Source organism: Lentilitoribacter sp. Alg239-R112, assembly GCF_900537175.1.
Lineage (GTDB): Bacteria > Pseudomonadota > Alphaproteobacteria > Rhizobiales > Rhizobiaceae > Lentilitoribacter.
The window spans coordinates 2360847-2387782 of record NZ_LS999833.1 but is presented as its reverse complement, the minus strand read 5'-3'; the positions used below and the strand labels follow the sequence as shown (position 1 = coordinate 2387782).

Annotated in this window: 25 protein-coding genes; 19 read left to right on the top strand and 6 right to left on the bottom strand. The window is 45.3% G+C overall.

Going from position 1 to position 26936, the window contains the following annotated elements; translation table 11 throughout:
• Positions 1 to 114 precede the first annotated feature (114 nt).
• The 11 genes from mdh to G3W54_RS11755 all read left to right on the top strand — a co-directional run bounded on the left by mdh (position 115) and on the right by G3W54_RS11755 (position 11801).
• A complete protein-coding gene (gene mdh, locus G3W54_RS11805) occupies positions 115 to 1077 on the top strand; it encodes a malate dehydrogenase (RefSeq protein ID WP_162653228.1) in 963 nt (320 codons plus the stop codon).
• Between the two features lie 25 nt (positions 1078 to 1102).
• Complete coding sequence (gene sucC, locus G3W54_RS11800; RefSeq protein WP_162653227.1) at positions 1103 to 2296, top strand: ADP-forming succinate--CoA ligase subunit beta; 1194 nt, start codon at positions 1103 to 1105, stop codon at positions 2294 to 2296.
• 3 nt (positions 2297 to 2299) lie between these two features.
• On the top strand, positions 2300 to 3202 hold the full coding sequence (sucD, locus tag G3W54_RS11795) for a succinate--CoA ligase subunit alpha (RefSeq protein WP_162653226.1): 903 nt from the start codon (positions 2300 to 2302) through the stop codon (positions 3200 to 3202).
• Positions 3203 to 3342: 140 nt separating this feature from the next.
• Positions 3343 to 6324, top strand: a complete 2982-nt coding sequence (locus tag G3W54_RS11790) for a 2-oxoglutarate dehydrogenase E1 component (RefSeq protein ID WP_162653687.1) — start codon at positions 3343 to 3345, stop codon at positions 6322 to 6324.
• A gap of 57 nt (positions 6325 to 6381) precedes the next feature.
• Positions 6382 to 7605, top strand: coding sequence for a 2-oxoglutarate dehydrogenase complex dihydrolipoyllysine-residue succinyltransferase (gene odhB / locus G3W54_RS11785; RefSeq protein ID WP_162653225.1), 1224 nt, complete (start codon positions 6382 to 6384; stop codon positions 7603 to 7605).
• A 45-nt stretch (positions 7606 to 7650) separates the two neighbouring features.
• Positions 7651 to 8136: a hypothetical protein gene (locus tag G3W54_RS11780; protein ID WP_162653224.1), complete on the top strand. Its 486-nt coding sequence runs from the start codon at positions 7651 to 7653 to the stop codon at positions 8134 to 8136.
• Positions 8136 to 8474 (top strand): carboxymuconolactone decarboxylase family protein, encoded by a 339-nt coding sequence (locus G3W54_RS11775; protein WP_162653223.1) that lies wholly within the window; start codon positions 8136 to 8138, stop codon positions 8472 to 8474. Before G3W54_RS11780 ends, G3W54_RS11775 begins: the two co-directional genes overlap by 1 nt.
• A 13-nt stretch (positions 8475 to 8487) precedes the next feature.
• Positions 8488 to 9120, top strand: coding sequence for a LysE family transporter (locus tag G3W54_RS11770; RefSeq protein ID WP_162653686.1), 633 nt, complete (start codon positions 8488 to 8490; stop codon positions 9118 to 9120).
• A 10-nt stretch (positions 9121 to 9130) separates the two neighbouring features.
• Complete coding sequence (locus G3W54_RS11765; RefSeq protein WP_162653222.1) at positions 9131 to 9889, top strand: SDR family oxidoreductase; 759 nt, start codon at positions 9131 to 9133, stop codon at positions 9887 to 9889.
• Positions 9890 to 9928: 39 nt separating this feature from the next.
• A complete protein-coding gene (gene lpdA / locus G3W54_RS11760) occupies positions 9929 to 11338 on the top strand; it encodes a dihydrolipoyl dehydrogenase (protein ID WP_162653221.1) in 1410 nt (469 codons plus the stop codon).
• 7 nt (positions 11339 to 11345) lie between these two features.
• Positions 11346 to 11801 (top strand): YtoQ family protein, encoded by a 456-nt coding sequence (locus G3W54_RS11755; protein ID WP_162653220.1) that lies wholly within the window; start codon positions 11346 to 11348, stop codon positions 11799 to 11801.
• 7 nt (positions 11802 to 11808) lie between these two features.
• Here the strand turns inward: G3W54_RS11755 and G3W54_RS11750 are convergent, their stop codons facing one another.
• Both G3W54_RS11750 and G3W54_RS11745 read right to left on the bottom strand, forming a co-directional pair.
• The gene (locus G3W54_RS11750) at positions 11809 to 12891 is read right to left on the bottom strand and encodes a TraB/GumN family protein (protein ID WP_162653219.1); all 1083 of its coding nucleotides are present in this window, start codon (positions 12889 to 12891) and stop codon (positions 11809 to 11811) included.
• A gap of 127 nt (positions 12892 to 13018) precedes the next feature.
• Entirely contained in the window at positions 13019 to 13960 is a 942-nt protein-coding gene (locus G3W54_RS11745) for a tyrosine recombinase XerC (RefSeq protein ID WP_174244249.1), read from the bottom strand.
• Positions 13961 to 14128: 168 nt separating this feature from the next.
• Here G3W54_RS11745 and G3W54_RS11740 point away from each other — a divergent pair, with 168 nt between their 5' ends.
• Entirely contained in the window at positions 14129 to 15043 is a 915-nt protein-coding gene (locus G3W54_RS11740) for a 1-acyl-sn-glycerol-3-phosphate acyltransferase (RefSeq protein ID WP_162653217.1), read from the top strand.
• 115 nt (positions 15044 to 15158) lie between these two features.
• Here the strand turns inward: G3W54_RS11740 and fsa are convergent, their stop codons facing one another.
• Entirely contained in the window at positions 15159 to 15812 is a 654-nt protein-coding gene (gene fsa / locus G3W54_RS11735) for a fructose-6-phosphate aldolase (protein ID WP_162653216.1), read from the bottom strand.
• Between the two features lie 95 nt (positions 15813 to 15907).
• Here fsa and G3W54_RS11730 point away from each other — a divergent pair, with 95 nt between their 5' ends.
• The 7 genes from G3W54_RS11730 (at position 15908) to G3W54_RS11700 (ending at position 23920) form a co-directional block, all read left to right on the top strand.
• A complete protein-coding gene (locus G3W54_RS11730) occupies positions 15908 to 18112 on the top strand; it encodes a primosomal protein N' (RefSeq protein WP_162653215.1) in 2205 nt (734 codons plus the stop codon).
• Positions 18113 to 18243: 131 nt separating this feature from the next.
• A complete protein-coding gene (locus tag G3W54_RS11725; protein WP_162653685.1) occupies positions 18244 to 18630 on the top strand; it encodes a DUF4345 family protein in 387 nt (128 codons plus the stop codon).
• 250 nt (positions 18631 to 18880) lie between these two features.
• Positions 18881 to 19441: a F0F1 ATP synthase subunit delta gene (locus tag G3W54_RS11720; protein ID WP_174244227.1), complete on the top strand. Its 561-nt coding sequence runs from the start codon at positions 18881 to 18883 to the stop codon at positions 19439 to 19441.
• Complete coding sequence (gene atpA, locus G3W54_RS11715; RefSeq protein ID WP_162653213.1) at positions 19441 to 20970, top strand: F0F1 ATP synthase subunit alpha; 1530 nt, start codon at positions 19441 to 19443, stop codon at positions 20968 to 20970. Before G3W54_RS11720 ends, atpA begins: the two co-directional genes overlap by 1 nt.
• Positions 20971 to 20995: 25 nt before the next feature.
• Positions 20996 to 21880 (top strand): F0F1 ATP synthase subunit gamma, encoded by an 885-nt coding sequence (locus tag G3W54_RS11710; protein ID WP_162653212.1) that lies wholly within the window; start codon positions 20996 to 20998, stop codon positions 21878 to 21880.
• 24 nt (positions 21881 to 21904) lie between these two features.
• Positions 21905 to 23437 carry a F0F1 ATP synthase subunit beta gene (gene atpD / locus G3W54_RS11705; RefSeq protein ID WP_162653211.1) on the top strand — a complete coding sequence of 511 codons (1533 nt, stop codon included), beginning with the start codon at positions 21905 to 21907 and terminating at the stop codon, positions 23435 to 23437.
• A gap of 87 nt (positions 23438 to 23524) precedes the next feature.
• Positions 23525 to 23920, top strand: coding sequence for a F0F1 ATP synthase subunit epsilon (locus G3W54_RS11700; RefSeq protein ID WP_162653210.1), 396 nt, complete (start codon positions 23525 to 23527; stop codon positions 23918 to 23920).
• 67 nt (positions 23921 to 23987) lie between these two features.
• Here G3W54_RS11700 and G3W54_RS11695 read toward each other — a convergent pair whose 3' ends face one another.
• Genes G3W54_RS11695 through G3W54_RS11685 form a run of 3 tightly spaced genes read right to left on the bottom strand, consistent with a single transcriptional unit; the run spans position 23988 to position 26924 of the window.
• Positions 23988 to 25175 carry a MalY/PatB family protein gene (locus G3W54_RS11695; RefSeq protein ID WP_162653209.1) on the bottom strand — a complete coding sequence of 396 codons (1188 nt, stop codon included), beginning with the start codon at positions 25173 to 25175 and terminating at the stop codon, positions 23988 to 23990.
• Positions 25172 to 25696: an RNA pyrophosphohydrolase gene (locus tag G3W54_RS11690; RefSeq protein WP_162653208.1), complete on the bottom strand. Its 525-nt coding sequence runs from the start codon at positions 25694 to 25696 to the stop codon at positions 25172 to 25174. Before G3W54_RS11690 ends, G3W54_RS11695 begins: the two co-directional genes overlap by 4 nt.
• 1 nt (position 25697) lies before the next feature.
• Positions 25698 to 26924: a divergent polysaccharide deacetylase family protein gene (locus G3W54_RS11685; protein ID WP_162653207.1), complete on the bottom strand. Its 1227-nt coding sequence runs from the start codon at positions 26922 to 26924 to the stop codon at positions 25698 to 25700.
• Positions 26925 to 26936: the final 12 nt, after the last annotated feature.

Below are 26936 nucleotides of genomic sequence, written 5' to 3'. Positions count from 1 at the left end.
GAAATCATTGAACTTCAAAAATGGGTTTGCATTTTTGAAAATTGGATTCTATCTCTTTTGGGAAATTCAGCAACTCTGTCTGAACAGTTCAAGTAAATATTGGAGACGAGCTCTATGGCACGGAATAAAATTGCACTCATCGGTTCAGGTATGATCGGTGGAACTTTAGCGCATTTGGCAGCAATGAAAGAATTGGGCGATGTTGTCCTTTTTGATATCGCAGAAGGCATCCCACAAGGTAAGTCACTGGATATCGCAGAATCATCTCCAGTAGACGGATTTGACAGTGCGCTTAAGGGCGCAAATGATTATGAAGATATTGCAGGTGCAGATGTTTGTATTGTAACCGCCGGCGTCGCACGTAAGCCAGGTATGAGCCGCGATGACCTGCTTGGTATTAACTTGAAGGTTATGGAGCAGGTTGGCGCAGGCATTGCAAAATATGCACCAGACGCATTTGTAATCTGTATTACAAACCCGCTTGATGCGATGGTTTGGGCTTTGCAAAAATTCTCAGGTCTTCCTAAAAATAAAGTTGTTGGTATGGCAGGCGTTTTGGATTCAGCACGCTTCCAACACTTCCTTGCCGATGAGTTTGATGTCTCGGTTAAAGACGTAACAGCGTTTGTGCTTGGTGGTCATGGTGACACAATGGTGCCATTGGCGCGTTATTCCACAGTTGGCGGCATTCCACTTACTGATCTGGTTTCAATGGGTTGGACAACAAAAGAGCGTTTGGAAGAAATCATTCAGCGCACACGTGATGGCGGTGCGGAAATCGTTGGTTTGTTGAAGACAGGTTCAGCTTATTATGCGCCAGCTGCATCTGGCATTAAAATGGCTGAAGCATATTTGAAAGATCAAAAGCGCATTATTCCATGTGCGGCGCATCTTTCCGGTCAGTATGGCGTTAAAGATTTGTATGTCGGCGTACCAACAGTGATTGGCGCAAATGGCGTTGAGCGTGTGATTGAGATCGATTTGAATAAATCAGAGCAAGACGCATTTGATGCATCTGTTTCAGCAGTTGTCGGGCTTTGCGACACATGTGCTGGAATTGCTCCCAACCTTAAATAATGTCCAAGACAGGAAATAGAAATTTATGAATATTCATGAATATCAAGCCAAGGCTTTACTAAAGTCATTTGGTGCACCGGTGGCGCAGGGCGTGCCGATTTTATCCGCTGATGATGTGGATGCGGCAATCGAAGCACTACCAGGACCGCTTTATGTGGTTAAAAGCCAAATACATGCTGGTGGTCGCGGGAAAGGTAAGTTTAAAGAGCTTGGCGCGGACGCCGCTGGTGGTGTTCGTCTGGCTTTCAATCCTGACGAAGTGAAATCACACGTTGCTGAAATGCTTGGCAACACGCTTGTAACAAAACAAACTGGCCCTGCTGGTAAACAAGTAAATCGCCTTTATCTTGAAGATGGCGCTGATATTGATCGCGAGCTTTATTGCTCGCTTTTGGTTGATCGTACTGTTGGCCAAGTCGCTTTTGTGGTTTCCACTGAAGGCGGTATGGACATTGAAGCCGTAGCGGAAGAAACACCTGAAAAGATCATCACAGTCGCGATTGATCCTGACAATGGTGTGACTGCTGGCGACATTGCAAAAATCAATTCAGCTCTAGAGCTTGATGGTGATGCGGCAAAGGACGGATCTGATCTTTTCCCGATCCTTTACAACGCTTTTGTTGAAAAAGACATGGCTCTGTTGGAGATCAATCCTTTGATTGTTATGAAAGACGGCCATTTACGTGTTCTTGATGCAAAAGTGTCTTTCGATGGAAATGCAGTTTTCCGCCACGAAGACATTCAGGAATTGCGTGATCTAACCGAAGAAGATGCTAAAGAAATTGAAGCATCTAAATATGATCTTGCCTATGTGGCTCTTGATGGTGACATTGGCTGTATGGTCAATGGCGCTGGTCTTGCTATGGCAACCATGGATATTATCAAGCTTTATGGTGCAGAACCTGCCAACTTCCTCGATGTTGGTGGCGGTGCAACCACTGAAAAAGTAACCGCTGCATTTAAAATCATTACATCTGATCCGAATGTTAAAGGCATTTTGGTCAATATTTTCGGTGGTATCATGAAATGTGATGTTATCGCGGAAGGTGTTGTGACTGCTGTTAAAGAAGTCGGTCTTAAAGTGCCACTAGTTGTGCGTCTTGAAGGGACCAATGTTGAAGCTGGTAAGAAAATTATCAATGAATCTGATGTCGATGTGATCGCAGCGGATGATTTGGATGATGCAGCTCAGAAAATTGTTAAAGCGGTGAAGGGATAATCGATGTCTATTCTCATTAATAAAGACACCAAAGTTCTCGTTCAGGGCTTAACTGGTAAAACTGGTACATTCCACACTGAACAGGCGCTTGCTTATCATGGCACGCAAATGGTTGGTGGTATTCATCCGAAAAAAGGCGGGCAAACATGGGAAGGTAAAGGTGGCGAAAAGCTTCCGATCTTCGCAAGTGTTGCCGAAGGTAAAGCCGCAACGGGCGCAAATGCTTCTGTTGTTTATGTGCCGCCTGCCGGTGCTGGTGCTGCGATCATTGAAGCTATTGATGCTGAAATTCCATTGATCATCTGCATTACAGAAGGCATTCCAGTTTCTGACATGGTGAAGGTGAAGGCCCGTTTGGACAAATCAGATTCACGTCTGATCGGACCAAACTGTCCTGGCGTTATGACACCTGATGAATGTAAAATTGGTATTATGCCTGGTAATATCTTCAAAAAAGGTTCTGTTGGTATTCTATCGCGCTCTGGCACGCTGACTTATGAAGCAGTGTTCCAAACAACGAATGAAGGCCTTGGCCAAAGTTCGGCTGTTGGCATCGGTGGTGATCCGGTTAAAGGCACTGAATTTATCGATATGCTTGATCTTTATCTTGATGATCCGGAAACGGAAAGCATCATTATGATCGGCGAGATCGGTGGTTCTGCTGAGGAAGAAGCGTCTGAATGGTTGATCGAGCAAGCTAAACTTGGTCGTAAAAAACCAATGGTTGGCTTTATTGCTGGTCGTACAGCACCTCCAGGCCGAACGATGGGCCACGCTGGTGCTGTGATTTCTGGTGGTAAAGGCGGCGCTGATGATAAAATTGCTGCTATGGAAGCTGCGGGTATTACAGTTTCACCGTCGCCGGCACAGCTCGGGAAAACACTTGTTAAAGTGTTGAACGGTTAAATATTGCAGCCGGCTTTTAGTTTAAAGGCCGGCTGATTTTGCGCATGTTGGAAGCGGTAGGGATAGACCAAATCCAGCTATAAGAAGAACAGCCGAATGTTCGGCAAAATATAGGGGACGAGGATACTCGTTTTTTGATGATGGCACGCCAAGAAGCCAACGAATTCTTCCAACAAACTTCATTTCTGGATGGTACAAATGGTGCCTATATTGAAGATATGTATGCGCGATTTATTGATGATCCAGGTTCTATCCCCAAAGAATGGGCAAGTTTCTTTGCGGAGTTAGGTGATGATCCGGAAAGTGTCGTAAAATCTGCGCTGGGTGCATCTTGGGAAAAACCTCATTGGCCACAGCAACCAAACGGCGAGCTTGTTTCTGCGCTTGATGGAGATTGGGGTACTGTTGAAAAGCACGTCGAAACTAAATTAATAGAAAAAGCAGTTGAAAAAGGTCAGCCCGCTGATCAATCTCAAATTCAACAAGCTGCGCGGGATAGTGTTCGCGCCATTATGATGATCCGTGCCTATCGCATGCGTGGTCACTTGCATGCCGAATTAGATCCTCTCGGCATCGCCAAGAAAAAAGAAGCTTATGACGAATTGCTGCCATCTGCTTACGGTTTTACGGAAGAAGATAATGGGCGCAAAATTTTTATCGATCATGTGCTTGGTCTAGAATACGCGACTATCCCTGAAATGGTTGATATCCTTCAACGCACCTATTGTTCAACGATGGGTGTGGAATTTATGCATATATCCAACCCCGAGGAAAAATCATGGTTGCAGCAGCGCATTGAGGGACCTGATAAAGCGATTGAGTTTTCGGAAAATGGTAAGAAAGCGATTTTGCAAAAACTGATTGAGTCCGAGGGATTTGAGAAGTTTATCGATGTTAAATATAAGGGCACAAAGCGCTTTGGCCTTGATGGCGGTGAATCGCTTATTCCTGCGCTTGAACAGATTATCAAACGCGGTGGCAATCTTGGACTTAAGGAAATTGTATTCGGAATGGCTCACCGTGGCCGTTTGAATGTTCTATCTCAAGTGATGGCCAAGCCTCACAGAGCGATTTTTCATGAATTTAAAGGTGGTTCATTTACACCGGATGAAGTCGAAGGTTCGGGTGATGTAAAGTATCACTTGGGCGCATCTTCTGATCGCGAATTTGATGGCAATAAAGTTCATCTGTCGCTAACAGCAAACCCGTCTCACCTTGAAATTGTCAATCCTGTGGTCATGGGTAAAGCGCGGGCAAAACAAGATATCATCGGTAAGATCGAAGGTGATATAGTACCGCTTTCTGAACGTGCCCAAGTTATGCCACTTTTGTTGCATGGTGATGCTGCATTTGCCGGCCAAGGTGTGATTGCTGAAATATTAGGTCTGTCTGGTCTGCGTGGACATCGCGTTGCAGGTACTGTTCACTTTATCATCAATAACCAAATTGGCTTTACAACTAACCCTGCTTTTTCTCGTTCTTCCCCTTATCCATCTGATGTGGCCAAGATGATTGAAGCGCCTATTTTCCATGTGAATGGTGATGATCCAGAAGCCGTGGTCTATGCAGCAAAAGTTGCAACTGAATATCGAATGAAGTTCCACAAGCCTGTGGTAATCGATATGTTCTGTTATCGCCGCTACGGCCATAATGAGGGTGATGAGCCTGCTTTCACTCAGCCGAAGATGTACAAAGTTATCCGAGCTCATAAAACAACCGTTGATATTTACGGCGAGCGTCTCGTTAAAGAGAATGTGATCTCACAGGCTGAATTTGATGGCATGAAAGCTGATTGGCGTGCAAATCTTGAGAAAGAATTTGAAGCTGGACAGGCTTATAAACCAAACAAGGCCGACTGGCTTGATGGTCAATGGGCTGGTTTAAACACTGCAAATAATGCTGATGAGCAACGTCGTGGTAAAACCGCAGTGCCGACAAAGACGCTTCGTGAAATTGGCCAAAAGCTTTCAACAATCCCTGAGGGGTTTAAAGCGCACAGAACGATCGAACGTTTTATGAAAAACCGAGCCAAAATGATTGAAACCGGTGAAGGTCTTGATTGGGCAATGGGTGAAGCGCTCGCGTTTGGTTCAATTTGTAACGATGGTTCTCGTGTACGTCTATCTGGCCAAGATTGTGAACGTGGTACGTTCTCGCAGCGTCACTCAGTTCTTTATGATCAAGAAACCGAAGACCGTTATATTCCCTTAGCACATGTTGCGCCCAAACAAGGCGAGTATGAAGTGATTAACTCTATGCTGTCTGAAGAGGCTGTGCTTGGTTTTGAATATGGCTATTCGCTCGCACAACCAAATGCATTAACACTTTGGGAAGCACAATTTGGTGATTTTGCAAATGGTGCGCAGGTTCTGTTTGATCAGTTTATCTCATCTGGGGAGCGCAAATGGTTGCGCATGTCGGGCTTGGTTTGCCTATTGCCGCATGGTTATGAAGGTCAAGGTCCGGAGCATTCATCGGCTCGTCTTGAACGTTTCTTGCAGCTTTGTGCGGAAGATAATATGCAGGTTGCAAATGTGACCACACCAGCAAACTATTTCCATATTTTGCGTCGCCAGTTAAACCGTGATTTCCGCAAACCGCTTATTGTGATGACGCCGAAATCTCTGCTTCGTCATAAACGAGCTGTTTCAAGCTTTTCCGAACTTACGGGTGAGAGCACATTCCACCGTCTTCTTTGGGATGATGCAGAAATGCTCAAGGATTCACCAATTCAGTTGCAGAAAGACAAGGATATTCGCCGCGTCGTGATGTGTTCTGGTAAGGTTTATTATGACCTTTATGAAGAGCGTGAAAAGCGTGGCATTGATGATATCTATCTCTTGCGTCTTGAGCAGCTTTATCCATTCCCTGCAAAAGCTTTGATTAATGAACTATCTCGCTTTCAGAATGCGGAGATGGTTTGGTGTCAAGAAGAGCCTAAAAACATGGGTGCGTGGTCGTTCATTGATCCATATTTGGAATGGGTTCTTGCACATATCAATGCCAAGTACCAACGTGTTCGTTACACAGGTCGCGCAGCAGCGGCATCTACAGCAACTGGTTTGATGTCACAGCATTTAGCGCAACTTGAGGCATTCCTTGAAGACGCGCTCGGTAATTAATTGTGTAATTAGTAGAATTTGAATTTAACGATATTAGAACAAACGAAAGAAAACATTATGGCTACTGAAGTTCGTGTCCCCACATTAGGCGAATCTGTTTCTGAGGCCACTATTGGCACATGGTATAAAAAAGTGGGCGATGCCATTAATGTCGATGAACCAATTGTAGAGCTTGAAACAGACAAGGTAACGATTGAAGTGCCAGCGCCAACATCTGGCGTTTTGGCAGAAATTATTGCCAATGAAGGGGACACAGTTGAAGTCAACGCGCTTCTCGCTCAGATTGCTGAAGGTGAGGGGGCTAGCGCCGCACCTGCCGCTAGTGCAGAGCCTGCCGCCGCTTCTCCATCACCAACACCTGCACCAGCTGCCACAACTCCGACAGCTGCTCCAGCTATGCCAGCTGCACCATCGGCGCAAAAAATGATGGCAGAAAATAATGTTACTGCTGATCAGGTCGACGGTTCTGGTAAACGCGGTCAGGTTCTGAAAGGTGACGTCATCGATGCGCTTTCAAAAGGCGTCGCCGCGCCAGCCGCTCCTATTGCCGCTCCTCGTGCACCAACAACAGAGGCTGATGCGCCACGTGAAGAACGTGTGAAAATGACGCGTCTACGTCAAACAATTTCAAAGCGATTGAAGGATGCGCAAAATACAGCGGCTATGCTGACAACCTATAACGAAGTTGACATGACGGCCGTTATGGAAATGCGTAAGAAATATAAAGAACTGTTTGAGAAAAAACATGGTGTGAAACTCGGTTTTATGGGTTTTTTCACCAAGGCAGTTTGCCATGCTTTGCAGGAAATTCCAGCCGTTAATGCCGAGATTGATGGAACTGATCTTGTTTATAAAAACTTTTGCCATATCGGTGTAGCTGTCGGTACAGATAAAGGTCTGGTTGTTCCTGTTGTTCGCGATGCTGATGCGATGTCAATTGCGGGTGTGGAACAAGAAATCGGTCGTCTTGGCAGAGCGGCGCGCGATGGGCAGTTGGGGATGGCCGACATGCAAGGCGGTACATTCACCATTTCAAATGGCGGTGTCTATGGCTCGCTGATGTCCTCTCCAATTTTGAATGCACCACAATCTGGTATTTTGGGCATGCATAAAATTCAGGAACGTCCCGTTGCTATTGGTGGACAAGTTGTCATTCGTCCAATGATGTATTTGGCATTGTCGTACGATCACCGTGTTGTCGATGGTAAAGAAGCTGTGACATTCTTGGTCCGCGTGAAAGAGAGCCTTGAAGACCCAGAGCGTCTTGTTCTTGATCTCTAAATCTATAGGTTTGATATGATCCGGCAATTAAATTGGATAAAGAAGATGTCGCTGTTAGCGGCATTTTCTGTCGTTGCTGGAAATGTTTGTGCTGCCGAATGCAAACAGGGTTCTGCACGTTATGTGGACCCTGAATCGGGTCTTCTACTTTCGTTCTCGTCTTTTGGTGAAAATGTGCAGGTTATGCATCAGTTTACAATCGGGCTGGAAGGTGCCGACACCCAACTTGGCGGGTTTGTAGTTGTTGAGGGTGAGCCTTTACGCCCAATTTCAATTGTTATGAACAAGTGTCCAGATGGCGACGTAACGGGCGAAGAGTTGGAAGCGTGTACTGTTTGGAAAGGCGTGCCTTATGGCCGTTTTTCCGATGGAAATATTGGCCTCTTACCACTTGCGGATGAAGTCGCGGTCACGCAAATATTACTTCCTGATTTTACACGATCGGTTATGTCTGATCCGGTGTGGGAAGAAATTGAAACTATCAATGACCCTTTTGAGGTTTTTGACTTTAAAGATTGCGGAGTAAGTTGATGTCTTGGAAAGAAGTTATGAGTGCGAACATCAAACGACTGGAAAAATTAAAAGCTGAAATGCCCGATGCATATGGCGCGTTTGAAGCAATGGGTAAGGCTGCTAAAAAGCCTGGCGCGATGGATGAAAAGACCAAAGAATTTATAGCTCTTGCGATGTCAATTTCAACACAATGTGAAAGTTGCGTTGCTTTTCATACGCGCTCGCTTGTCCGTCTGGGCGCTACTCGAGAAGAGTTTTGTGAGGGACTTGCTATGATTGGTTATATGGCATCTGGACCGGGACTGACTTATGGCGCAAAAGCGCTTGAAGCTTATGATGAATTTACAGGGAATTAGCTAGATGGCTGATATATTTCCGTGGTTAGAATTTTTGGCACTGATGACGGCATTTGGATTAAGCGCTGTTGTCCCGGGTGCCGATTTTGCCATGGTTTTACGCCAGTCAATTTTACATGGACGTAAGACAGCAGTTTTCACAAGTGCTGGCGTTGCCACGGCAATATTGGTGCATGGAACCTACACGCTTTTGGGTATCGGATTGGTTATCAGTAAGTCGCTATTCCTCTTTTCGATTATCAAAATCATTGGTGTGGTTTATCTTTTATGGATGGGTATATCTGTGTTTAGAGCGCCGGCGCCGGTCAAGCCAGATTTCAAAATGGAAAAAGTGAAAGTTGAACCAAGCGTAATCAATGCGTTTGTTTTGGGGTTCTTGACGAATCTTTTAAATCCGAAAGCAGTTTTGTTTTTCTTAGCTCTGTTTTCATCACTTGTGAGCGCAGAAACGGCACTTGCTTATAAATCTTTTTATGTCGTGATGATGAGTGTTCTGCTCTTTATCTGGTTTGTCTTGGTGTCGATATTCTTCACAACGCCAAGTGTAAGAGGACTTTTTTATCGGATTGGCAAGTGGTTTAATCGGGTTACAGGTGCAACATTGGTTATGCTAGCAATTGGTGTTGCTGCGTCATCCAGAGGATAGGAACAATATTGTGACTGATAAAGTTGTTATTGTCACAGGTGGAAGTCGCGGAATTGGAGCAGAAGTTGCAAAACTTTCTGGCGCGGCAGGCTACACAGTGATTGTCAATTATGTTGGCAATGAAAAGGCAGCCAATCAAATCGTTTCTGAAATTGAAGCCACTGGTGGTAAAGCCTTTGTCGTGCAGGGCGATGTTCAGTTTGAGAGTAATGTATTTAAGATTTTCGAATTTGCTAAATCTAAAGGTGAGATTGCCGGTCTTGTCAATAATGCGGGAGTTGTTGATAAAGCTGCGCGTCTTGACGAGATGACGCTTGATCGTTTTAACCGTATGTTTGCGATAAATATCACTGGTGCATTTTTATGTGCGCGTGAAGCGGTCAAAGTTATGTCGAGGCGCTACGGTGGGAATGGTGGTTGCATTGTTAATATTACTTCAGCGGCCGCAAAACTGGGAGCAGCGGGACAATATGTTGATTATGCAGCGGCAAAAGGCGCTATAGATACAATGACAGTCGGGTTGGCGCGCGAAGTTGCTGAAGAAAACATTCGTGTAAATGCCGTTCGCCCAGGGATTATTGACACTGATATTCATGCATCCGGCGGTGAGCCTGATCGTGCACAAGAATTGAAACATGTTGTTCCGATGAAACGTCCGGGCCAGGCTATAGAAGTTGCTAAAGCTGTTATGTGGCTTTTGTCCGATGATTCATCTTATTCCACAGGCGCCATAATCGACGTCTCAGGTGGCCGTTCCGTATTGCCATAGTTTTTAACGAATTTGACCTTCAGAAAAGGAAATAAACCCATGTCTTCATATGATCTTATCGTTATCGGAACCGGTCCTGGCGGTTATGTTTGTGCCGTTAAAGCAGCGCAATTGGGATTGAAAACTGCCGTTGTCGAAAAACGTGCAACGCTAGGCGGGACATGTTTGAATATTGGCTGTATTCCGTCAAAGGCATTGTTACATGCTTCTGAAATGTATCATCAAGCTGGTCATGACTTTAAAGAACTGGGTATTGACCTTGGTGATCAGAAATTGAACTTGCCAAACATGATGGCACACAAAGAAGGTGTGATTAAATCTAATGTTGATGGCATTGCATTCTTAATGAAGAAAAATAAGATTGATGTCCATCATGGCACCGGAGCAATAGCAGGCGCGGGTAAGGTGACTGTCGCAGCTGATGACGGTACAATTTCTGAACTTGAGACAAAAAACATCGTGATCGCAACTGGTTCTGATGTTGCTGGTATTCCCGGTGTTGATGTTGACATTGATGAGAAGGTCATTGTCTCTTCAACTGGGGCATTGGAACTTGAAAAAGTGCCAAATAAAATGGTTGTTGTTGGTGGCGGTGTGATTGGGCTTGAACTGGGCTCTGTCTGGGCTCGACTTGGTGCTGAAGTTACTGTTGTAGAATATCTTGACATAATCCTGGGTGGCATGGATGGCGAAGTGTCTAAACAGTTCAAAAAGATGCTGGAAAAGCAGGGTATCAAGTTTGAACTTGGTCAAAAGGTCACTGCCGTAGCAAAAGGCGGTGCAGGCGGGCAAGTGACATTTGAACCTGTTAAAGGTGGCGATGCGCAAGCTATCGAAGCAGATATCGTGCTTGTAGCAACCGGCCGCAAACCATACACCGATGCTCTCGGACTTGAAGCTTCTGGTGTAAAACTTGATGACCGAGGTCGCGTCGAAATTGATGATCATTTCCAATCTAACGTTAAAGGCATATATGCCATTGGCGATGTTGTACGCGGCGCTATGCTTGCACATAAAGCAGAAGATGAAGGTGTTGCGGTTGCCGAAATTCTAAGTGGACAGGCAGGGCATGTGAACTATGATGTGATTCCAGGTGTTGTTTATACTAACCCTGAAGTTGCTTCGGTGGGTAAAACTGAGGATGAGTTAAAAGCCGCAGGTGTTGCGTATAAATCTGGTAAATTTCCATTCTCCGCAAATGGACGCGCGCGCGCGATGCTTGCATCAGATGGTTTTGTAAAAGTTCTTGCTGATAAAACAACCGATCGAGTACTTGGCGTTCATATCGTCGGATTTGGTGCTGGCGAAATGATCCATGAAGCTGCGGTGTTGATGGAGTTTGGTGGTTCATCCGAAGATCTTGGTCGTACATGCCATGCTCACCCAACAATGTCGGAAGCTGTTAAAGAGGCGGCTTTAGCAACATTTGCAAAACCAATTCATATGTAGGTGCAAAATGAAGTTGAATATTTATCTATCTGGTGAAATTCACACCAATTGGCGTGAAGACATTATGCAAGGTTGCGAAGCAGAAAAGCTTGATGTGAGTTTTTCAGCGCCAGTTACAGATCATGACGCATCGGATGATTGCGGCGTTGCGATCTTGGGCGATGAGGACAAGAAATTTTGGCATGATAATAAGGGTGCTAAGATGAACGCCATTCGCACACGCAAAGGCATTGAAGATGCTGATGTCGTTGTGGTTCGATTTGGTGAGAAATACAAGCAATGGAACGCCGCATTTGATGCAGGCTATGCAGCAGCTCTTGGCAAATCGATCATTGTAATTCATTCAGATGATCACCAACATGCGCTTAAAGAAGTGGATGCTGCAGCGCTCGCGGTTTGCGAAAGCGCAAGTCAGGTTGTTGATGTTTTAAAATATGTTCTAACGAGTCAATTGCCGAGTTAGATCAGGATTAGTTTGCGCGAGTGATGGTATAGCCGCGCTCGCGCAGCAACTCGATAAGGCCTTCTTCGCCAGGAAGATGTAGTGCGCCAACCGCGATAAATGCATTCCCTTCCTGCAAAATTGGTTCGGAACGCTCCGCCATGAGATGATTTCGCTCAGTGATGATTTTTGCTTCAAAATCCCCAAAACTCTCGTCATCGATATCTTCCTGACCAAGTTCGGTTGCGATTACCTTGATCGCAGGTTTAATCAATCCGATTTCTTGGTCAACATAAAGGCTGATCATTGTTTCCATCATATCTTTATTGAGGTCGCCCAAACGAAGTGTTTCTAGGAGGCCACGTACTTGAAAGTCAATTGGCAGAGATGCCATCGCGGAAAGCTGTTCGGTTATGCTCTCTAGTCCCTTGATTCCTTTGTTTGCGGATTTAGCCTGTTCGATAATCAAAAAATCAAGAATTTGAACACCTTCAGCTTTGCGCGCGGTTTCGCAATCTGATGAAGCAACTAAACTCATGATCATCCATGGTTTAAATTGATTGACGAGGCTGATGGCAATGCCGCGAGCCTTAAGTTCGGCTTCAATATATGCTGCATCGTCCTCACTCATGCTGCTGGTCAATGTTGAACCATCCGTGAACATCGTCAAGTTCGGGTTCATTAGAACGGCGGCTTGCGCTTTTTTGGGATCAAGCAGATCGAGTGTTTCAATGACAACTGTATTTGATTCATCAATCGTATTTCTGACAGAAGCGGACAGATTTAAAACGCGCGGATCAGTAACATGCATCGTACCGTAAAGGTAAGAAGGTTCTACACCTGATTTCTCAACTTTCCAAAAAAGTCCCGAACCATTTGGAATAAGTGAGGCTTCTGTCTTTGCTTCACTAAGTTTTTCAGCACTCAATTCATTAATGAAGTTACGTCCGTTGCATGTGTTGGTCGATGTTTGTGTTTGCGCGTCTGCGTTAGAGGCTGCCAATGAGAACACGATTACAAAGCTTAAAATAAGAAATAAATGAAAACCAAATCCTATAATTAGGTCTAGATGAGTCACTATAAGCTGGCGTTTGTTTTGTGTAATAATCACGGATTTAGGCCTTGTTAATAAATATGTAGCTCAATATTAGGTTGGAAATCCCGATAAGAAGTTAATGTGTGTAAAGCACGCCTATTATGGTTTCTACATCCTTAAAGGGGTCGAATGTGTGTATGAATTAAGCCCTTGGGTGGGCTTTTTGATAGATGTCCAAAAGTCTGTCCGTATCAACGGCTGTATAAATTTGGGTTGTTGAGAGGCTGGCATGGCCCAAAAGTTCTTGTATCGTGCGTAAATCACCGCCGCCAGCGAGTAAATGCGTCGCAAAGGAATGGCGCAACGCATGTGGTGTCGCCGTATCGGGTAAATCAAGCGCCGAACGCAGGCGTTTCATATCGCGTTGAATGATGGCGGCGTGGAGTTTTCCGCCCCGTGCACCGCGAAAAAGCAAGCCATCAGCCAATTGATGGGGGCATAGATTTATATAATGTTCTATGGCCTCATTGGCTATCGGCAAAAGAGGCACAACGCGTTCTTTGCCGCCCTTGCCGTTGATCAAAAGTATGTCGGTTTTGGTTCCAATCTGATTTGTTTTCAGCCCCAGCGCTTCTGATATGCGCAAGCCGCAGCCATAGAGTAGAACCATGACAGCTGTATTGCGCGCCGCAATCCAAGGTTCATCCACCATTTGCAAATCTTGATTTGTTACGCGAAGCGCATCACTTGCGGCAAGGGGTTTAGGTAGTGATTTGGGCTGTTTTGGTGTGCGAACGGCGCGCGCACCGCTGGCATTTGCAAGGCCCCGCTTTTCCAGAAATCTAAGGAAGGAGCGTACACCTGAAAGGCCGCGACCAAGAGTTCTTGCACCAGCACCGTCTCTGCGTCGCGATGCTAGAAATGCACGTAAATCACTGGTGCGCACATTTTTCATGTCACTTATTTTCGGAGGGGTCGCAAGGTAATCAGTCATGAAATGGAAAAACTGGCGTAGATCACGCTCATAGGATTCGCTTGTTTTGTCGGATAGACGTCGTTCAACTTCAAGGTTTTTCAACCATTCATCTTTTAGGGCGAGAAGATCCCGGCTAGCTGTTATAAGAAGTGGCGAACTCATGGGTATTTACTTTATTTTGTAACGGGTCTTTCAAAGTCTATCTAAGATATGTTATCTGAGCGTAAACATGAGGGAATAGTTTGAAAAAAGACTATTTGGTCGTCATAGAGTTATCACAATTTCCTGCGATACAGATATGAGGGCTGCTACAACTCTCATGGATAGTGGTGAGACATGCTTAAACGTAATGAAATTTCTGTTATGGACGGCTTTACAGAGGCTTTTCAGCTTTTGACATATGGTCGACCTGGGCATGTCGTTGATGAGCTGATTGCTGATCGCGGTAAGAGTATTATGAGCCATCCTTTATGGCCAGTTGTACGTCCTATTTTTCATACGGTGTTTCATTATCGCGAAGCCGTTCGTTTTGCGGATGCAACTGCTCCGCTATCTGGCTTTGACGCATTTGAATTTGTGAGTGAAACCCTGAAACTGGAAGTTACCGTCGAACAAAAATCGCGTATTCCAACAGATGGTGGCTTTTTGCTTGCTTGCAATCACCCAACAGGCATTGCAGATGGCATTGCAATGTTTGACTTATTGAAGGATGTACGTCCCGATATGATGTTTTTTGCAAATCGGGATGCGCTGCGCGTTAACCCACGTCTTGTCGAGATGATTATTCCGGTTGAATGGCGCGAAGATTATAAAAGCCGTTTGAAGGCGCGTGAAACGCTTCAATTAACATCGCAGACAGTCAAATCAGAAAAAGCTGCGGTGCTTTATCCATCTGGCCGGATTGCTCATTGGCATGAAGGTAAATTGACAGAACGTGAGTGGAAGCCCTCCGTTTACAGTATCGCGCGCAAATACAATTTGCCCATTTTGCCTGTTCATTTGAGTGCTCGAAATTCTGGCTTGTTTTACTGGCTTTCAAAATATTCTGCAGAGTTGCGCGATATTACAGTATTTCATGAGCTTTTGAACAAAAAGAAAAAGCCGTTCCATTTTAAGATTGGCAAGATGATTTCGCCCGATGAATTGGGAGATGATGTTAATCTTGGAACAAAAGCGCTAGAGAATCATACTGTCTATGGTCTGGCTGATGATGCCGACTTGAACTTCGATCTCAATCGAAATTTTGATTAATAGATCGAGCTGCTTATTAAGTTAAGTAATTTCAAAAATCAGATAATAAAAACCGACGGATATGGAAATACCCGTCGGTTTTATTTTTAGATCGCGATCTATTTAGCTATCAGTATTAGCCGATTGTTTGACCAGTCTTTGCCCAGTCTGCCAAAAATGCTTCCAAACCTTTGTCAGTCAACGGGTGCTTGACCAAAGCCTTGAGTGTGCTTGGTGGAACAGTTGAAACATCAGCACCAATAAGGGCCGCTTCTTTGACATGGTTTACTGTACGGATTGATGCTGCAAGAATTTGCGTATCATAATCATAATTGTCATAAATCTGGCGGATTTCAGCTATGAGATCCAAGCCGTCGATTGCCATGTCATCCAGGCGACCGATAAATGGTGAAATGTATGTTGCGCCAGCCTTTGCAGCAAGTAATGCCTGATTGGCAGAGAAGCACAATGTCACATTTGTTTTATGTCCATCGCTTGTCAGTGCTTTACAAGCTTTCAAACCATCAAGTGTGAGTGGCAATTTGATGCAAATATTATCTGCGATCTTTGCAATGACTGCTGCTTCTTTCATGATTGTTTCATAATCAGTAGCTGCAACTTCAGCAGAGACCGGGCCATCGACAAGTGAACAAATTTCTTTTGTGACTTCGATGATGTCACGGCCAGATTTAAGGATGAGTGACGGGTTTGTTGTCACGCCATCAACCAGACCAAGATCGTTTAATTCTTTGATCTCGTCTACAACGGCTGTATCGACAAAAAACTTCATTTTATTACTCCGGATGTCTATGGGTTGTGAAAAACCATCTTTTCAATAGTCTGTGCTTTCCTTTAAACCAAACTGGCGGCAAGGTCACGTAATATATGAATACTGATTCGCAAAATGAACTTTTTAAAAATGCTTTGCCGCAATTGGTTCCAGTTTTGGTGCCAATGCCTGTGGATCGTCCGTTTACCTATGCAGTTCCCGAAGACCAAGCGGTTGAGCCGGGATCAATTGTCAAAGTTCCGCTTGGTCCTCGACAGGTTATCGGCATCGTTTGGGACGGTGACTGCGATAATATTGATGCAAAAAAAGTTAAATCTATTAGCGAGGTTTTTGACTGCCCACCTATCGACAAAGCGATGCGGCGGTTCGTTGACTGGGTGAGCAATTATACACTCTCGCCTCCAGGGTATGTTGCAAAAATGGCATTGCGGGCGCCAGCGGCGCTTGACCCCGAACCGATGATTGCAGCCTTGCAGTACACAGGCCAAACACCCGAACGTTTAACGGATGCTCGTCGTCGTGTTTTAGAATTTGCAGAAGATGGCATGGCGTGGAGTAAATCCGGACTTGCCCATGTCGCTGGGGTTACGCCAAGCGTGGTCGATGGTTTAACAAAACAGGGCGTTTTTAAAACCGTAATGCTACCTGCGCCCCCCGTTGTGGCTAAGCCTGATACTGATTATGGAACTGCTGATTTAACGGATGCACAAGTAAGAGGTGCAGATGAGCTTATTGAATATGTCAAACCGGGTACGTTTCAACCGATACTCCTGGATGGTGTGACTGGTTCTGGTAAAACAGAAGTGTATTTTGAGGCGATCGCCGATGCGCTTGAAAAGGGCAAGCAGGCTCTTATTCTTTTGCCGGAGATTTCGCTTACTTCTTCTTTCCTTAAAAGATTTGAGAATCGGTTTGGCGCACCTCCTGGAGAATGGCATTCTGATATTGCCCCTCGAATGCGAGAGCGTGTCTGGCGCCAGGTTATCGAAGGGCAAGTTCGTGTTGTAGCCGGCGCTCGGAGCGCATTGTTTCTTCCATTTGATAATCTTGGCTTGATCATTGTCGATGAAGAACATGATCCTGCTTATAAGCAGCAAGATAGGGTTTTTTATCATGCGCGGGATATGGCGGTAGTGAGGGCGCAGTTGGCGGATATTCCCATTATTTTAGCCTCAGCAACACCTTCTTTGGAAAGCCATGTAAATGCGGAGCAGGATAGATATAAGCGTGTTGTTTTATCGAAACGCTATTCTGATGCTGCATTGCCGGATTTATCAATGGTGGATTTGCGCAAGAACCCACCGAAGCGGGGTGGGTTTTTATCACCTATAACGCTTGATGGTGTTCGCAAGGCGCTTGAGAAAAAGGAGCAGGCGCTTCTATTTCTGAACCGTCGGGGGTACGCACCGCTTACATTATGTCGCGTGTGCGGTCACCGTTTTCAATGTCCAAATTGTTCGACTTGGCTTGTTGAACATCGTTTTAGACAACAAATTCAATGCCATCATTGCGGGCACCATGAGCCTGTGCATGAATCATGCCCTGAATGTGGAACACTGGATCATCTGGTGGCTTGTGGTCCCGGCGTTGAGAGAATAGCCGAAGAGCTTGATCAGCACTTTCCGGATGCGCGAACGATTGTTTTGTCCTCAGATATGGCTGGCGGTTCCAAGCGATTGCGTCTTGAATTGGATGCGATTGCAAAAGGGGAAGCAGACATTATCGTTGGCACTCAATTGGTGGCAAAAGGGCATAATTTCCCGCTGATGACATTCGTTGGTGTGGTAGACGCTGATCTTGGATTATCAAATGGTGATCCGCGGGCCGCTGAGAGAACCTATCAATTGCTATCTCAAGTTACTGGCCGTGCTGGACGGACGGGGCGTAAAAGCCAGGGGCTCATTCAGACTTATCAGCCGGAGCATCCTGTTATGCAGGCTTTGGTGTCGGGCGAAGCGGATATGTTTTATGAGCGGGAAACTTTGGAACGCGACCGCGCGAAACTGCCGCCATTTGGTCGTTTGGCATCTATTATTATTTCTGCCAATCAACGTAGTGATGCGGAGCAACATGGGAAAGGTTTGCGGCAAGGAGCACCTAATCAAAGTCCGTTCTCAATTTTAGGTCCTGCAGATGCACCATTGGCACTCGTGCGTGGTCGTTATCGCATGCGGCTCCTCATTCATGGGCCGCGCGGCGCCGACCTACAGGGCTTCATTCGAGCGATGATAGATAAAGGACCGAAAGAACGCGGTTCATTGAAAGTTCAAATCGACATTGATCCGCAAAGTTTTCTTTGAGGTTTTTAGTTATTTCGGCAGATGCCTTGGCTGAACGCAAGTTTAAATGACACTTGGAACGCAAGGATAAATCTATTAGTTAGACTAAAACGTAGTGATTATAACTGATAAACCTGAGACAAGAAAATATGATTGATTTTTATTTCCCGACGAGCCCTGGTGAGTGGGCTGCCTTTGCGAGTGCAGTGGTGACCATCCTCTTTGCCGTTCTGCTTTTCTTTATGCCGCGGCTTTCACTTCGTATTCTCAGACTTCAAACATTCCCGGATGTGCCATCTGCAGTTTCAGAATCACGCGCTACGATGGCTGGTTTCTATTTTGGAGTTGGGTTCAGCTGCATTTTGCTAGCACAACCGCTTTTATACCTCACATTGGGCGTAAGCTGGCTGTTTACGGCTTTCGGACGCATTGTCTCCATGGTGCTGGATAAAGGAAATACCAAGTACAATTGGATTTCTTGGCCGATTGAAGCTGCACTAGGCATTTTACCAACATTATATGCATTTGGTTATTTTTGAAAATGTAATTTAAAATCAGCAACTTATAAGGATTTCAAATTTTCAACTTGTTGATAATGCCTATTTTGTCGCAATTTTGCTGTCTAAGGTGTGTTGCCTGTCAGAATTTCCTATGCTAGTGAACCGCGAAATAAGGAAATATTGTGGCTTCGGTCGTAAGTTTCTAGAAATAAATCGTAATAATTTAAGTAGCGATACTTTGGGTCCTCCCAATTTGGTAGTTGCTTGACCAGAACAGAGAAAATTGCCCGTGGCTGACAGTTCCAATCTCATTTCCGGTGTTGCAGAACGATATGCTTCGTCATTGTTTGATCTTGCTCTTGAAGCAAAGTCCATCGACAAAGTAGGTAAAGAGCTTTCCAGCTTTGATGCCATGATTAAGGGAAGCGAAGATCTAACCCGATTGATCGCTAGTCCCGTTTTTTCTGCCGAAGATCAACTTAAAGCAATTTCTGCTTTAGTGACTAAGGCAAAGGTTTCCAGTTTGACTGGAAATTTCCTCAAAGTTGTTGCGCAAAATCAGCGCCTGTTCACACTGCCTGCAGTTATTGCTGGCTTTCGTGAGCTTGTTGCTCGTCATCGCGGCGAAGTAACTGCTGATGTTAAATCCGCTCATAGTCTGAGCGCTGCGCAAACCAAAGAATTGCAGGCGACGCTTAAAAGCGTTACTGGCAAGACAGTTGCGATCAATCTAACGGTTGATCCTTCTTTATTGGGTGGTTTGATTGTAAAGATTGGATCTCGCCAAATCGATACGTCTTTACGTACTAAACTTTCCACCCTTAAGCTCTCATTGAAAGAGGTTGGCTGATGGACATTCGTGCCGCGGAAATTTCCGCAATCCTAAAAGATCAAATTAAAAATTTCGGCGATGAGGCAGAAGTCTCAGAAGTCGGTCAAGTGTTGTCCGTGGGTGATGGTATCGCTCGCGTATATGGCCTTGATAACGTACAGGCTGGTGAAATGGTCGAATTCCCTGGTGGAATTCGCGGCATGGCGCTTAACCTGGAAGCCGACAATGTCGGTGTTGTTATCTTCGGTTCCGACCGTGACATTAAAGAAGGCGACGTTGTTAAACGTACAGGCGCCATCGTGGATGTTCCAGTTGGTCCTGAATTGCTCGGTCGTGTTGTTGATGCGCTTGGTAACCCAATTGATGGCAAAGGCCCAATTAAGGCGAAGAAACGTGCCCGTGTGGATGTTAAAGCGCCTGGTATTATGCCTCGTAAATCCGTGCATGAGCCAATGGCAACTGGTCTTAAAGCGATTGATGCTTTGATCCCTGTTGGTCGTGGTCAGCGTGAATTGGTTATTGGTGACCGTCAAACTGGTAAAACAGCGATCCTTTTGGATACGTTCCTGAACCAGAAGCCTGCACATGATGCGGATAATGAAGCTGATAAGCTTTATTGTGTATATGTTGCTGTTGGTCAAAAGCGTTCAACTGTTGCTCAGTTCGTTAAAGTTCTTGAAGATCGTGGTGCGCTTGAATATTCAATCGTGATTGCTGCGACTGCTTCTGATCCTGCTCCTATGCAGTTCTTGGCTCCATTTGCTGCTTGTACAATGGGCGAATATTTCCGTGACAATGGTCAGCATGCTCTGATCGGCTACGATGATTTGTCAAAACAAGCTGTTGCTTATCGTCAAATGTCACTTCTGCTTCGTCGTCCTCCGGGCCGTGAAGCTTATCCTGGTGATGTTTTCTACCTTCACTCCCGTCTTCTTGAGCGTTCAGCTAAATTGAACGAAGATAATGGTTCTGGCTCACTAACAGCTTTGCCTATTATTGAAACTCAAGCCAATGACGTGTCAGCTTATATTCCAACAAACGTGATCTCTATTACGGATGGTCAGATTTTCTTGGAAACTGAACTGTTTTACCAAGGTATCCGCCCTGCGGTGAACGTTGGTCTGTCAGTGTCTCGTGTTGGATCATCAGCTCAAATTAAAGCGATGAAACAGGTTGCTGGTTCTATTAAAGGTGAGCTTGCTCAGTATCGTGAGATGGCAGCGTTTGCCCAGTTCGGTTCTGATTTGGATGCCTCTACTCAGCGTCTTCTTAATCGCGGTGCGCGTTTGACTGAGTTGCTTAAGCAACCACAGTTCTCACCGTTGAAAACAGAAGAGCAAGTTGCAGTTATCTTTGCTGGTGTGAACGGTTATCTTGATGAATTGGATGTCAAGCAAGTTGGCCCATTCGAGCAAGGCTTGCTTTCCTACATGCGTGGTGAAGGTAAAGACATTCTTGCAGCAATTGCTGAGAAGAAGGCTGTAACTGATGAAATCAAGGAAAAGCTTAAAGCTGCGCTTGATTCATTTGCGAAAACTTTTGCCTAATTAGGCTCAACTAAGGACGGAACGGATGCCTTCTTTAAAGGATCTGAAAAACCGGATTGCCTCAGTAAAGGCGACGCAGAAAATCACCAAGGCCATGCAAATGGTTGCGGCTGCTAAACTGCGTCGTGCACAAGAAGCTGCTGAAGCTGCGCGCCCTTATTCGGAGCGCATGGCATCTGTTATGGCAAATATTTCCGGTGCTGTTGGTGGTGATGATGCGCCGCGTTTAATGACTGGCACTGGCAAAGATGACACGCATCTGCTCGTTGTTTGTACAGCAGAACGTGGTCTTTGCGGTGGTTTTAATACGCAAATTGCACGTCACGCCCGTTTACATGCTCAAAAGCTGCAAAGCGAAGGTAAAGATGTTAAAATTCTTTGCGTTGGTAAAAAAGGCTTTGATCAACTGAAGCGAGATTTTGCTAATCAAATTATTGATCGCGTTGATTTGCGTGAAGTTAAGAACATTGGTTTTGTCAATGCTGAAGATATTGCAAGTCGTGTATCTGCTTTATTCGATGCTAATGAATTTGATGTTTGCACACTCTTCTATTCAGAGTTTAAGTCTGTAATTTCACAGGTTCCCACTGCTCAGCAGCTTATCCCTGCTAAACTTGAGGCAACCGAAGGTGAAGATGCAGCAAACGGCTCCGATGCGGCTTACGAATATGAGCCTGATGCTGGTGCAATCCTAGAAGATATCATTCCACGCAATATCAAAGTACAGATCTTGCGTGCATTGCTGGAGAATGTTGCTGGTGAAATGGGCGCTAAAATGAGCGCGATGGATAATGCAACACGTAATGCTGGCGATATGATCGATAAATTGACAATGAGCTACAACCGCCAGCGTCAAGCACAAATTACAAAAGAATTGATTGAGATTATCTCGGGTGCGGAAGCACTCTAAGTCGAGACGAAGAGGTTTATAACTATGGCAAAAGCAGCGACGACTAAGACGACCGCAGCAAAAAAAGCGCCAGCTAAAAAAGCGCCTGCGAAACGTGCTCCAGCTAAGAAAGCTGCGGCAACTAAATCAGCAGCAGCTGGTGCAGCAGTTGGTAAAGTAACACAGGTTATTGGTGCGGTGGTTGACGTTTCCTTTGAAGGTCACCTTCCAAAAATCCTGAATGCTCTTGAGACAACAAATGTGGGTAACCGCCTTGTTCTTGAAGTAGCGCAGCATTTGGGCGAAAATACAGTTCGTACGATTGCGATGGACTCGACTGAAGGCCTTGTTCGTGGTCAGGAAGTTACTGATACTGGTGAAGCCATCATGGTTCCGGTTGGTGATGAAACACTAGGTCGTATCTTGAACGTGATTGGCGAGCCTGTTGATGATGCTGGTCCTGTTAAGACAAAAGCACGTCGTGGTATTCACCAAGATGCTCCTGATTTCTCAGAACAGTCTACTGAAGCTGAAATTCTTGTAACTGGTATTAAAGTTGTTGATTTGCTAGCGCCATATGCGCGTGGTGGTAAAATTGGCCTCTTTGGCGGTGCTGGCGTTGGTAAGACAGTTCTTATTCAGGAATTGATCAACAACATTGCGAAAGCACACGGTGGTTATTCAGTGTTTGCTGGTGTGGGTGAGCGTACTCGTGAGGGTAACGATCTTTACCATGAGATGATTGAATCAGGCGTGAACGTAGAAGGCGGCGGCGAAGGCTCTAAGTGTTCTCTCGTGTTTGGTCAAATGAATGAACCTCCAGGAGCGCGTGCTCGTGTTGCTCTTACTGGTCTAACAATTGCGGAACAGTTCCGTGATGAAGGTCAGGACGTGTTGTTTTTCGTTGATAATATTTTCCGCTTTACACAAGCTGGTTCTGAAATGTCGGCGCTGTTGGGTCGTATCCCATCAGCTGTGGGTTATCAGCCAACATTGTCAACAGATATGGGTTCCATGCAGGAGCGTATTACGACAACAACAAAAGGTTCTATTACATCTGTGCAAGCCGTTTATGTGCCTGCCGATGATTTGACCGATCCGGCGCCTGCGTCAACATTTGCTCACTTGGATGCGCAAACAGTGTTGAACCGTGCGATTTCTGAAAAGGGTATTTACCCAGCTGTGGATCCACTGGATTCAAACTCTCGTATGCTCGATCCGCAAATTGTTGGTGATGAGCATTATGAGGTTGCTCGTTCTGTTCAGGAAATTCTACAGCGCTATAAATCTCTTCAAGATATCATCGCCATCTTGGGTATGGATGAATTGTCTGAAGAAGATAAAGTTACAGTGGCACGTGCTCGTAAGGTTGAGCGCTTCTTGTCACAGCCATTCTTTGTGGCTGAGGTGTTTACTGGTGCTCCTGGTCAATTGGTTGATCTTGAAGATACAATCAACTCATTTAAAGGCTTGGTTGCTGGTGATTATGATCACCTTCCAGAATCAGCTTTCTACATGGTTGGTGGCATCGACATGGCAATTGAAAAAGCTAAGAAACTAGCTGCTGAAGCTGCCTAATAAATTGCATATGTGCGGGTTCATTTTTGAGCTCGCACATAACTCTACTGTTTGATTTTACATCTGTTCTAAACTGGACGTTACGTCATGGCTGACACATTTACATTTGAACTCGTTTCTCCTGAAAAACTTTTGCTATCTGCAGAAGTAACGTCGGTCGTGTTGCCTGGTTCAGAAGGTGAAATGACTGTAATGGCAAACCATGCTCCAACAATGAGCACAGTTAAGCCGGGTATCGTTACTGTTGAAGGCGCTGAAGGCACGAGCAAATATGTCGTTTTTGGCGGCTTTGCTGATATCGTACCAGCTGGTTGCACATTGTTAGCAGAATCGGCTGTTGCTGTTGATGCACTAGAAGATGGTGAGTTGGATACACGTATCAAGGCCGCGAATGACGCCGCAGAAGCTGCTGTCGGCGATGCTGATAAGACACGCTTGAGTGCTTTTGCTTCTCAATTAGAAGAGCTAAAAGCTGCCGTGTAAAATACAAAATTTGTTTTGATTTATTTGGAACCACCCAGTTTTATTCTGGGTGGTTTTATATTGTTTACTAAGCAAATGCCTTCTTAAGGCGTGTGATCGCATCCACCAACTGAACACGCGGCATGCCGATATTAAAGCGCAGATAGGTTTCGCCACCGGTGCCAAAAGTAGCGCCATGGCTTGCAGCTATTTCCGCACCTTCTTGAACGCGTTCGATAACGTCCTCTGGAGCCAATCCGGTTCCGGAAAAATCCACCCATGCAAGATATGTAGATTGCAAACCCATAGATACAGCGCCATCAATATCCATAATAGCTTCGTCAAAAACGCGGGCGTTCTCGTCAATATACTTCATGAGTGATGTAACCCAATATGCTCCCTCCGGGGAATAGGCAGCCTCGGTCATCATCATACCAAATGCGTTCCCAGATATGCCTAAAGCTTTCATGCGTTTCCCAAATTTGGAACGCAATTTTGGATCTTCAATAATGACATTACCTGTATGACATCCAGCGATATTAAAAGTTTTCGTCGGTGCGGTCATCATCACCAGACGATCAGTAATGTCCTTCTTAATGTTGCCCATCGGTATGTGCATTTGCCCAGGCATTATTAAGTCGTGATGTATTTCATCAGAGACAATTATAAGGTCGTGCTTCTTCGCAAACTCTGCTAATGCTTCCAGCTCCTGCCGCATCCAAACAGTGCCGCCCGGATTATGCGGGGAGCAAAGGATAAGCATTGTTTCTTTTCCGGTGAGAAGTTTTTCATAGGCTTCAAAATCAAAAACATAGCGGCCATTTTCAATGACTAATGGACATTCGGTTACGCTTCTATCTGCTGCTTCAATTACGCGAGCAAATGCATGATAAACTGGTGTGAAAAGAACGACGGCATCACCGACTTTTGTGAAAGTGTCGACGCAGATAGATGTGCCGTTTACAAGCCCATGCGTTGTAAACACCCAGTTTGGTTCAATATCCCAACCATGTACTTCCTTCATCCACCATTTGATGGCCGCTTTATAGTCGGAATCATCGCCAAAGTAGCCAAAAATACCGTGTTCTTGCATGTTCTTGACCGCGTCAGACACGCACTTCGGCGGGCGGAAATCCATATCTGCCACCCACATGGCAATGCCTGCGTGAGGAGATACGCCAAAGACTGTTTCCATTGAATCCCATTTCTCTGAATGAGTTCCAATTCGGCTAATCACCTCATCAAAATCTGTATTTTCACCACCGAATGTTTTCATCGTTTCCCCATCAAATTAGAAAATTCATCCACTATCTTTTTATAGAGCTCGCGCTTGAATGGCACAATTAGATCAGGGAGTTTATGCATGGGTTTCCACGCCCATTCTTCAAATTCGGCCTTCTCACCGGTAACAGGTGGGTTTACTTGGATTTCAGATTCATTGCCTTCAAAGCGATAAGCAAACCATTTTTGCTTTTGGCCGCGCCATTTCCCTTTAAGACCTGTCCCGATAAGTTCATCCGGTAGGTCATAAGTTAGCCAGTCGTTCGTTTCTGCCAATAGCGAGACTGTCTTCATGCCTGTTTCTTCATAAAGTTCGCGTAAGGAAGCTTTTTGCGGGTCTTCTCCCTTATCAATTCCACCTTGCGGCATCTGCCATCGGTATGGAGAATTGTGGTATTCAGAATCGGGTGGTTCATTAATGCGCAAACCAGTCCAAACCTGATCTTCCTTATTAAGTACCATAATACCAACACATGGCCGGTAAGGTAGATCTTCAGCTTTGACCTTCTTGCTCATACTATCTCCGTTCCGGATCGTCTGCCAGTGCAGAAATTCCAACTATTTCTATTCCGCGCGCCTTGGCTTCATTGGACCAAGATGCGATGGCTTCAACACTTTCTGGAAATGCAGATGCGATTCCAATGGCCGAACCATTACGCTGTGCAACGCGTTCGAGGTCATCAAGTTTTTTCAAAATTGTTCCAACCTCAAGTTTGGTATCCAAAACCATGTCACTCGCTGCAAAGGGAATCCCCAATGCGTTGGAAAATGTTTCCGTGAGTGATCGTGACGATGTACCATCATCGAAGAACATGACACCTCTTCTGGCCAAATCTCGCATTATGGGTTCAAGGGCTTCTGGATCAGATAAAAATCGAGCACCCATGAAGTTGCTGATACCTGTATAGTTGGTTATGCTGCCCATTGCTTCATGGAGCAATTTCAAGTTGGCTTTGGGGTCTTTATCGACCAGAAGCGTGCCGCGGCCCGGATCGTTGTTTGGATAATCAAATGGTTCAAAAGGAACTTGGAGTAATATCTCATGGCCATTTCTGCGTGCGTCTTGCATCCAGCGGTGTAAGCTATTGCCACTCGCCGCAAATGCGAGTGTTATCTCTTCCGGTAACGTCTCTATCGCAAAATTAGAGCCTGTTTGACTTAGTCCTAATCCACCAACAACAATAGCAATACGTGTGCCGCGTGCACCCGACCACGGTCGCGCATACACGTCAAATGCACGTTTTCCTTCATCGCTATAAATTGGCAGACGTCCTAAAGATGTATCTTCTATGATCTCTGGGTCCGGAAGGTGAGCAATTCGGAGGTTTTGTCCTTTATTAGGGGCGTCAAGAAATACTGCGTCATCACCGATCCGCGGGCGAGGTGTAATTTTCGTAACTTTTAGACCTTCGTCAGTCGTGAATGTTTCTATGTTGCCGCCTGATGTTCCTGATTGAGATGCAAAACTATTGTTTCCAGAGTTTGGGGTGTCTAAGCTTTGCTTCGCTTCAATATTGTCGCTTTGAGAGGTTGGTTCGCCCTCAGTTGAAGCGGTTGCTTCAGGTTTTTCAGGAGTGGCAGATTTAAGAGGAGGGTTGATAAATGAAGTGTATGCCGATCCTATAATGAGAGCAAGAATAGCAAAACCTGCCAGCCATGGTTTTAGGCTGGCAGGTGTAACATTTGTTTTCGCCTTCTTCTTCTTTTTGTCCTGGCCTAGAGGACGGTGAAGATCTGACTGCATAAAGTTTCGGCC

Bases quoted from the DNA above. Each gene is read 5' to 3' on its own strand.
- mdh (WP_162653228.1), top strand. From the start codon at position 115: ATGGCACGGAATAAAATTGCACTCATCGGTTCAGGTATGATCGGTGGA.
- sucC (WP_162653227.1), top strand. From the start codon at position 1,103: ATGAATATTCATGAATATCAAGCCAAGGCTTTACTAAAGTCATTTGGT.
- sucD (WP_162653226.1), top strand. From the start codon at position 2,300: ATGTCTATTCTCATTAATAAAGACACCAAAGTTCTCGTTCAGGGCTTA.
- G3W54_RS11790 (WP_162653687.1), top strand. From the start codon at position 3,343: ATGGCACGCCAAGAAGCCAACGAATTCTTCCAACAAACTTCATTTCTG.
- odhB (WP_162653225.1), top strand. From the start codon at position 6,382: ATGGCTACTGAAGTTCGTGTCCCCACATTAGGCGAATCTGTTTCTGAG.
- G3W54_RS11780 (WP_162653224.1), top strand. From the start codon at position 7,651: ATGTCGCTGTTAGCGGCATTTTCTGTCGTTGCTGGAAATGTTTGTGCT.
- G3W54_RS11775 (WP_162653223.1), top strand. From the start codon at position 8,136: ATGTCTTGGAAAGAAGTTATGAGTGCGAACATCAAACGACTGGAAAAA.
- lpdA (WP_162653221.1), top strand. From the start codon at position 9,929: ATGTCTTCATATGATCTTATCGTTATCGGAACCGGTCCTGGCGGTTAT.
- G3W54_RS11755 (WP_162653220.1), top strand. From the start codon at position 11,346: ATGAAGTTGAATATTTATCTATCTGGTGAAATTCACACCAATTGGCGT.
- G3W54_RS11740 (WP_162653217.1), top strand. From the start codon at position 14,129: ATGCTTAAACGTAATGAAATTTCTGTTATGGACGGCTTTACAGAGGCT.
- fsa (WP_162653216.1), bottom strand. From the start codon at position 15,812: ATGAAGTTTTTTGTCGATACAGCCGTTGTAGACGAGATCAAAGAATTA.
- G3W54_RS11730 (WP_162653215.1), top strand. From the start codon at position 15,908: ATGAATACTGATTCGCAAAATGAACTTTTTAAAAATGCTTTGCCGCAA.
- atpA (WP_162653213.1), top strand. From the start codon at position 19,441: ATGGACATTCGTGCCGCGGAAATTTCCGCAATCCTAAAAGATCAAATT.
- G3W54_RS11710 (WP_162653212.1), top strand. From the start codon at position 20,996: ATGCCTTCTTTAAAGGATCTGAAAAACCGGATTGCCTCAGTAAAGGCG.
- atpD (WP_162653211.1), top strand. From the start codon at position 21,905: ATGGCAAAAGCAGCGACGACTAAGACGACCGCAGCAAAAAAAGCGCCA.
- G3W54_RS11700 (WP_162653210.1), top strand. From the start codon at position 23,525: ATGGCTGACACATTTACATTTGAACTCGTTTCTCCTGAAAAACTTTTG.
- G3W54_RS11695 (WP_162653209.1), bottom strand. From the start codon at position 25,175: ATGAAAACATTCGGTGGTGAAAATACAGATTTTGATGAGGTGATTAGC.
- G3W54_RS11690 (WP_162653208.1), bottom strand. From the start codon at position 25,696: ATGAGCAAGAAGGTCAAAGCTGAAGATCTACCTTACCGGCCATGTGTT.
- G3W54_RS11685 (WP_162653207.1), bottom strand. From the start codon at position 26,924: ATGCAGTCAGATCTTCACCGTCCTCTAGGCCAGGACAAAAAGAAGAAG.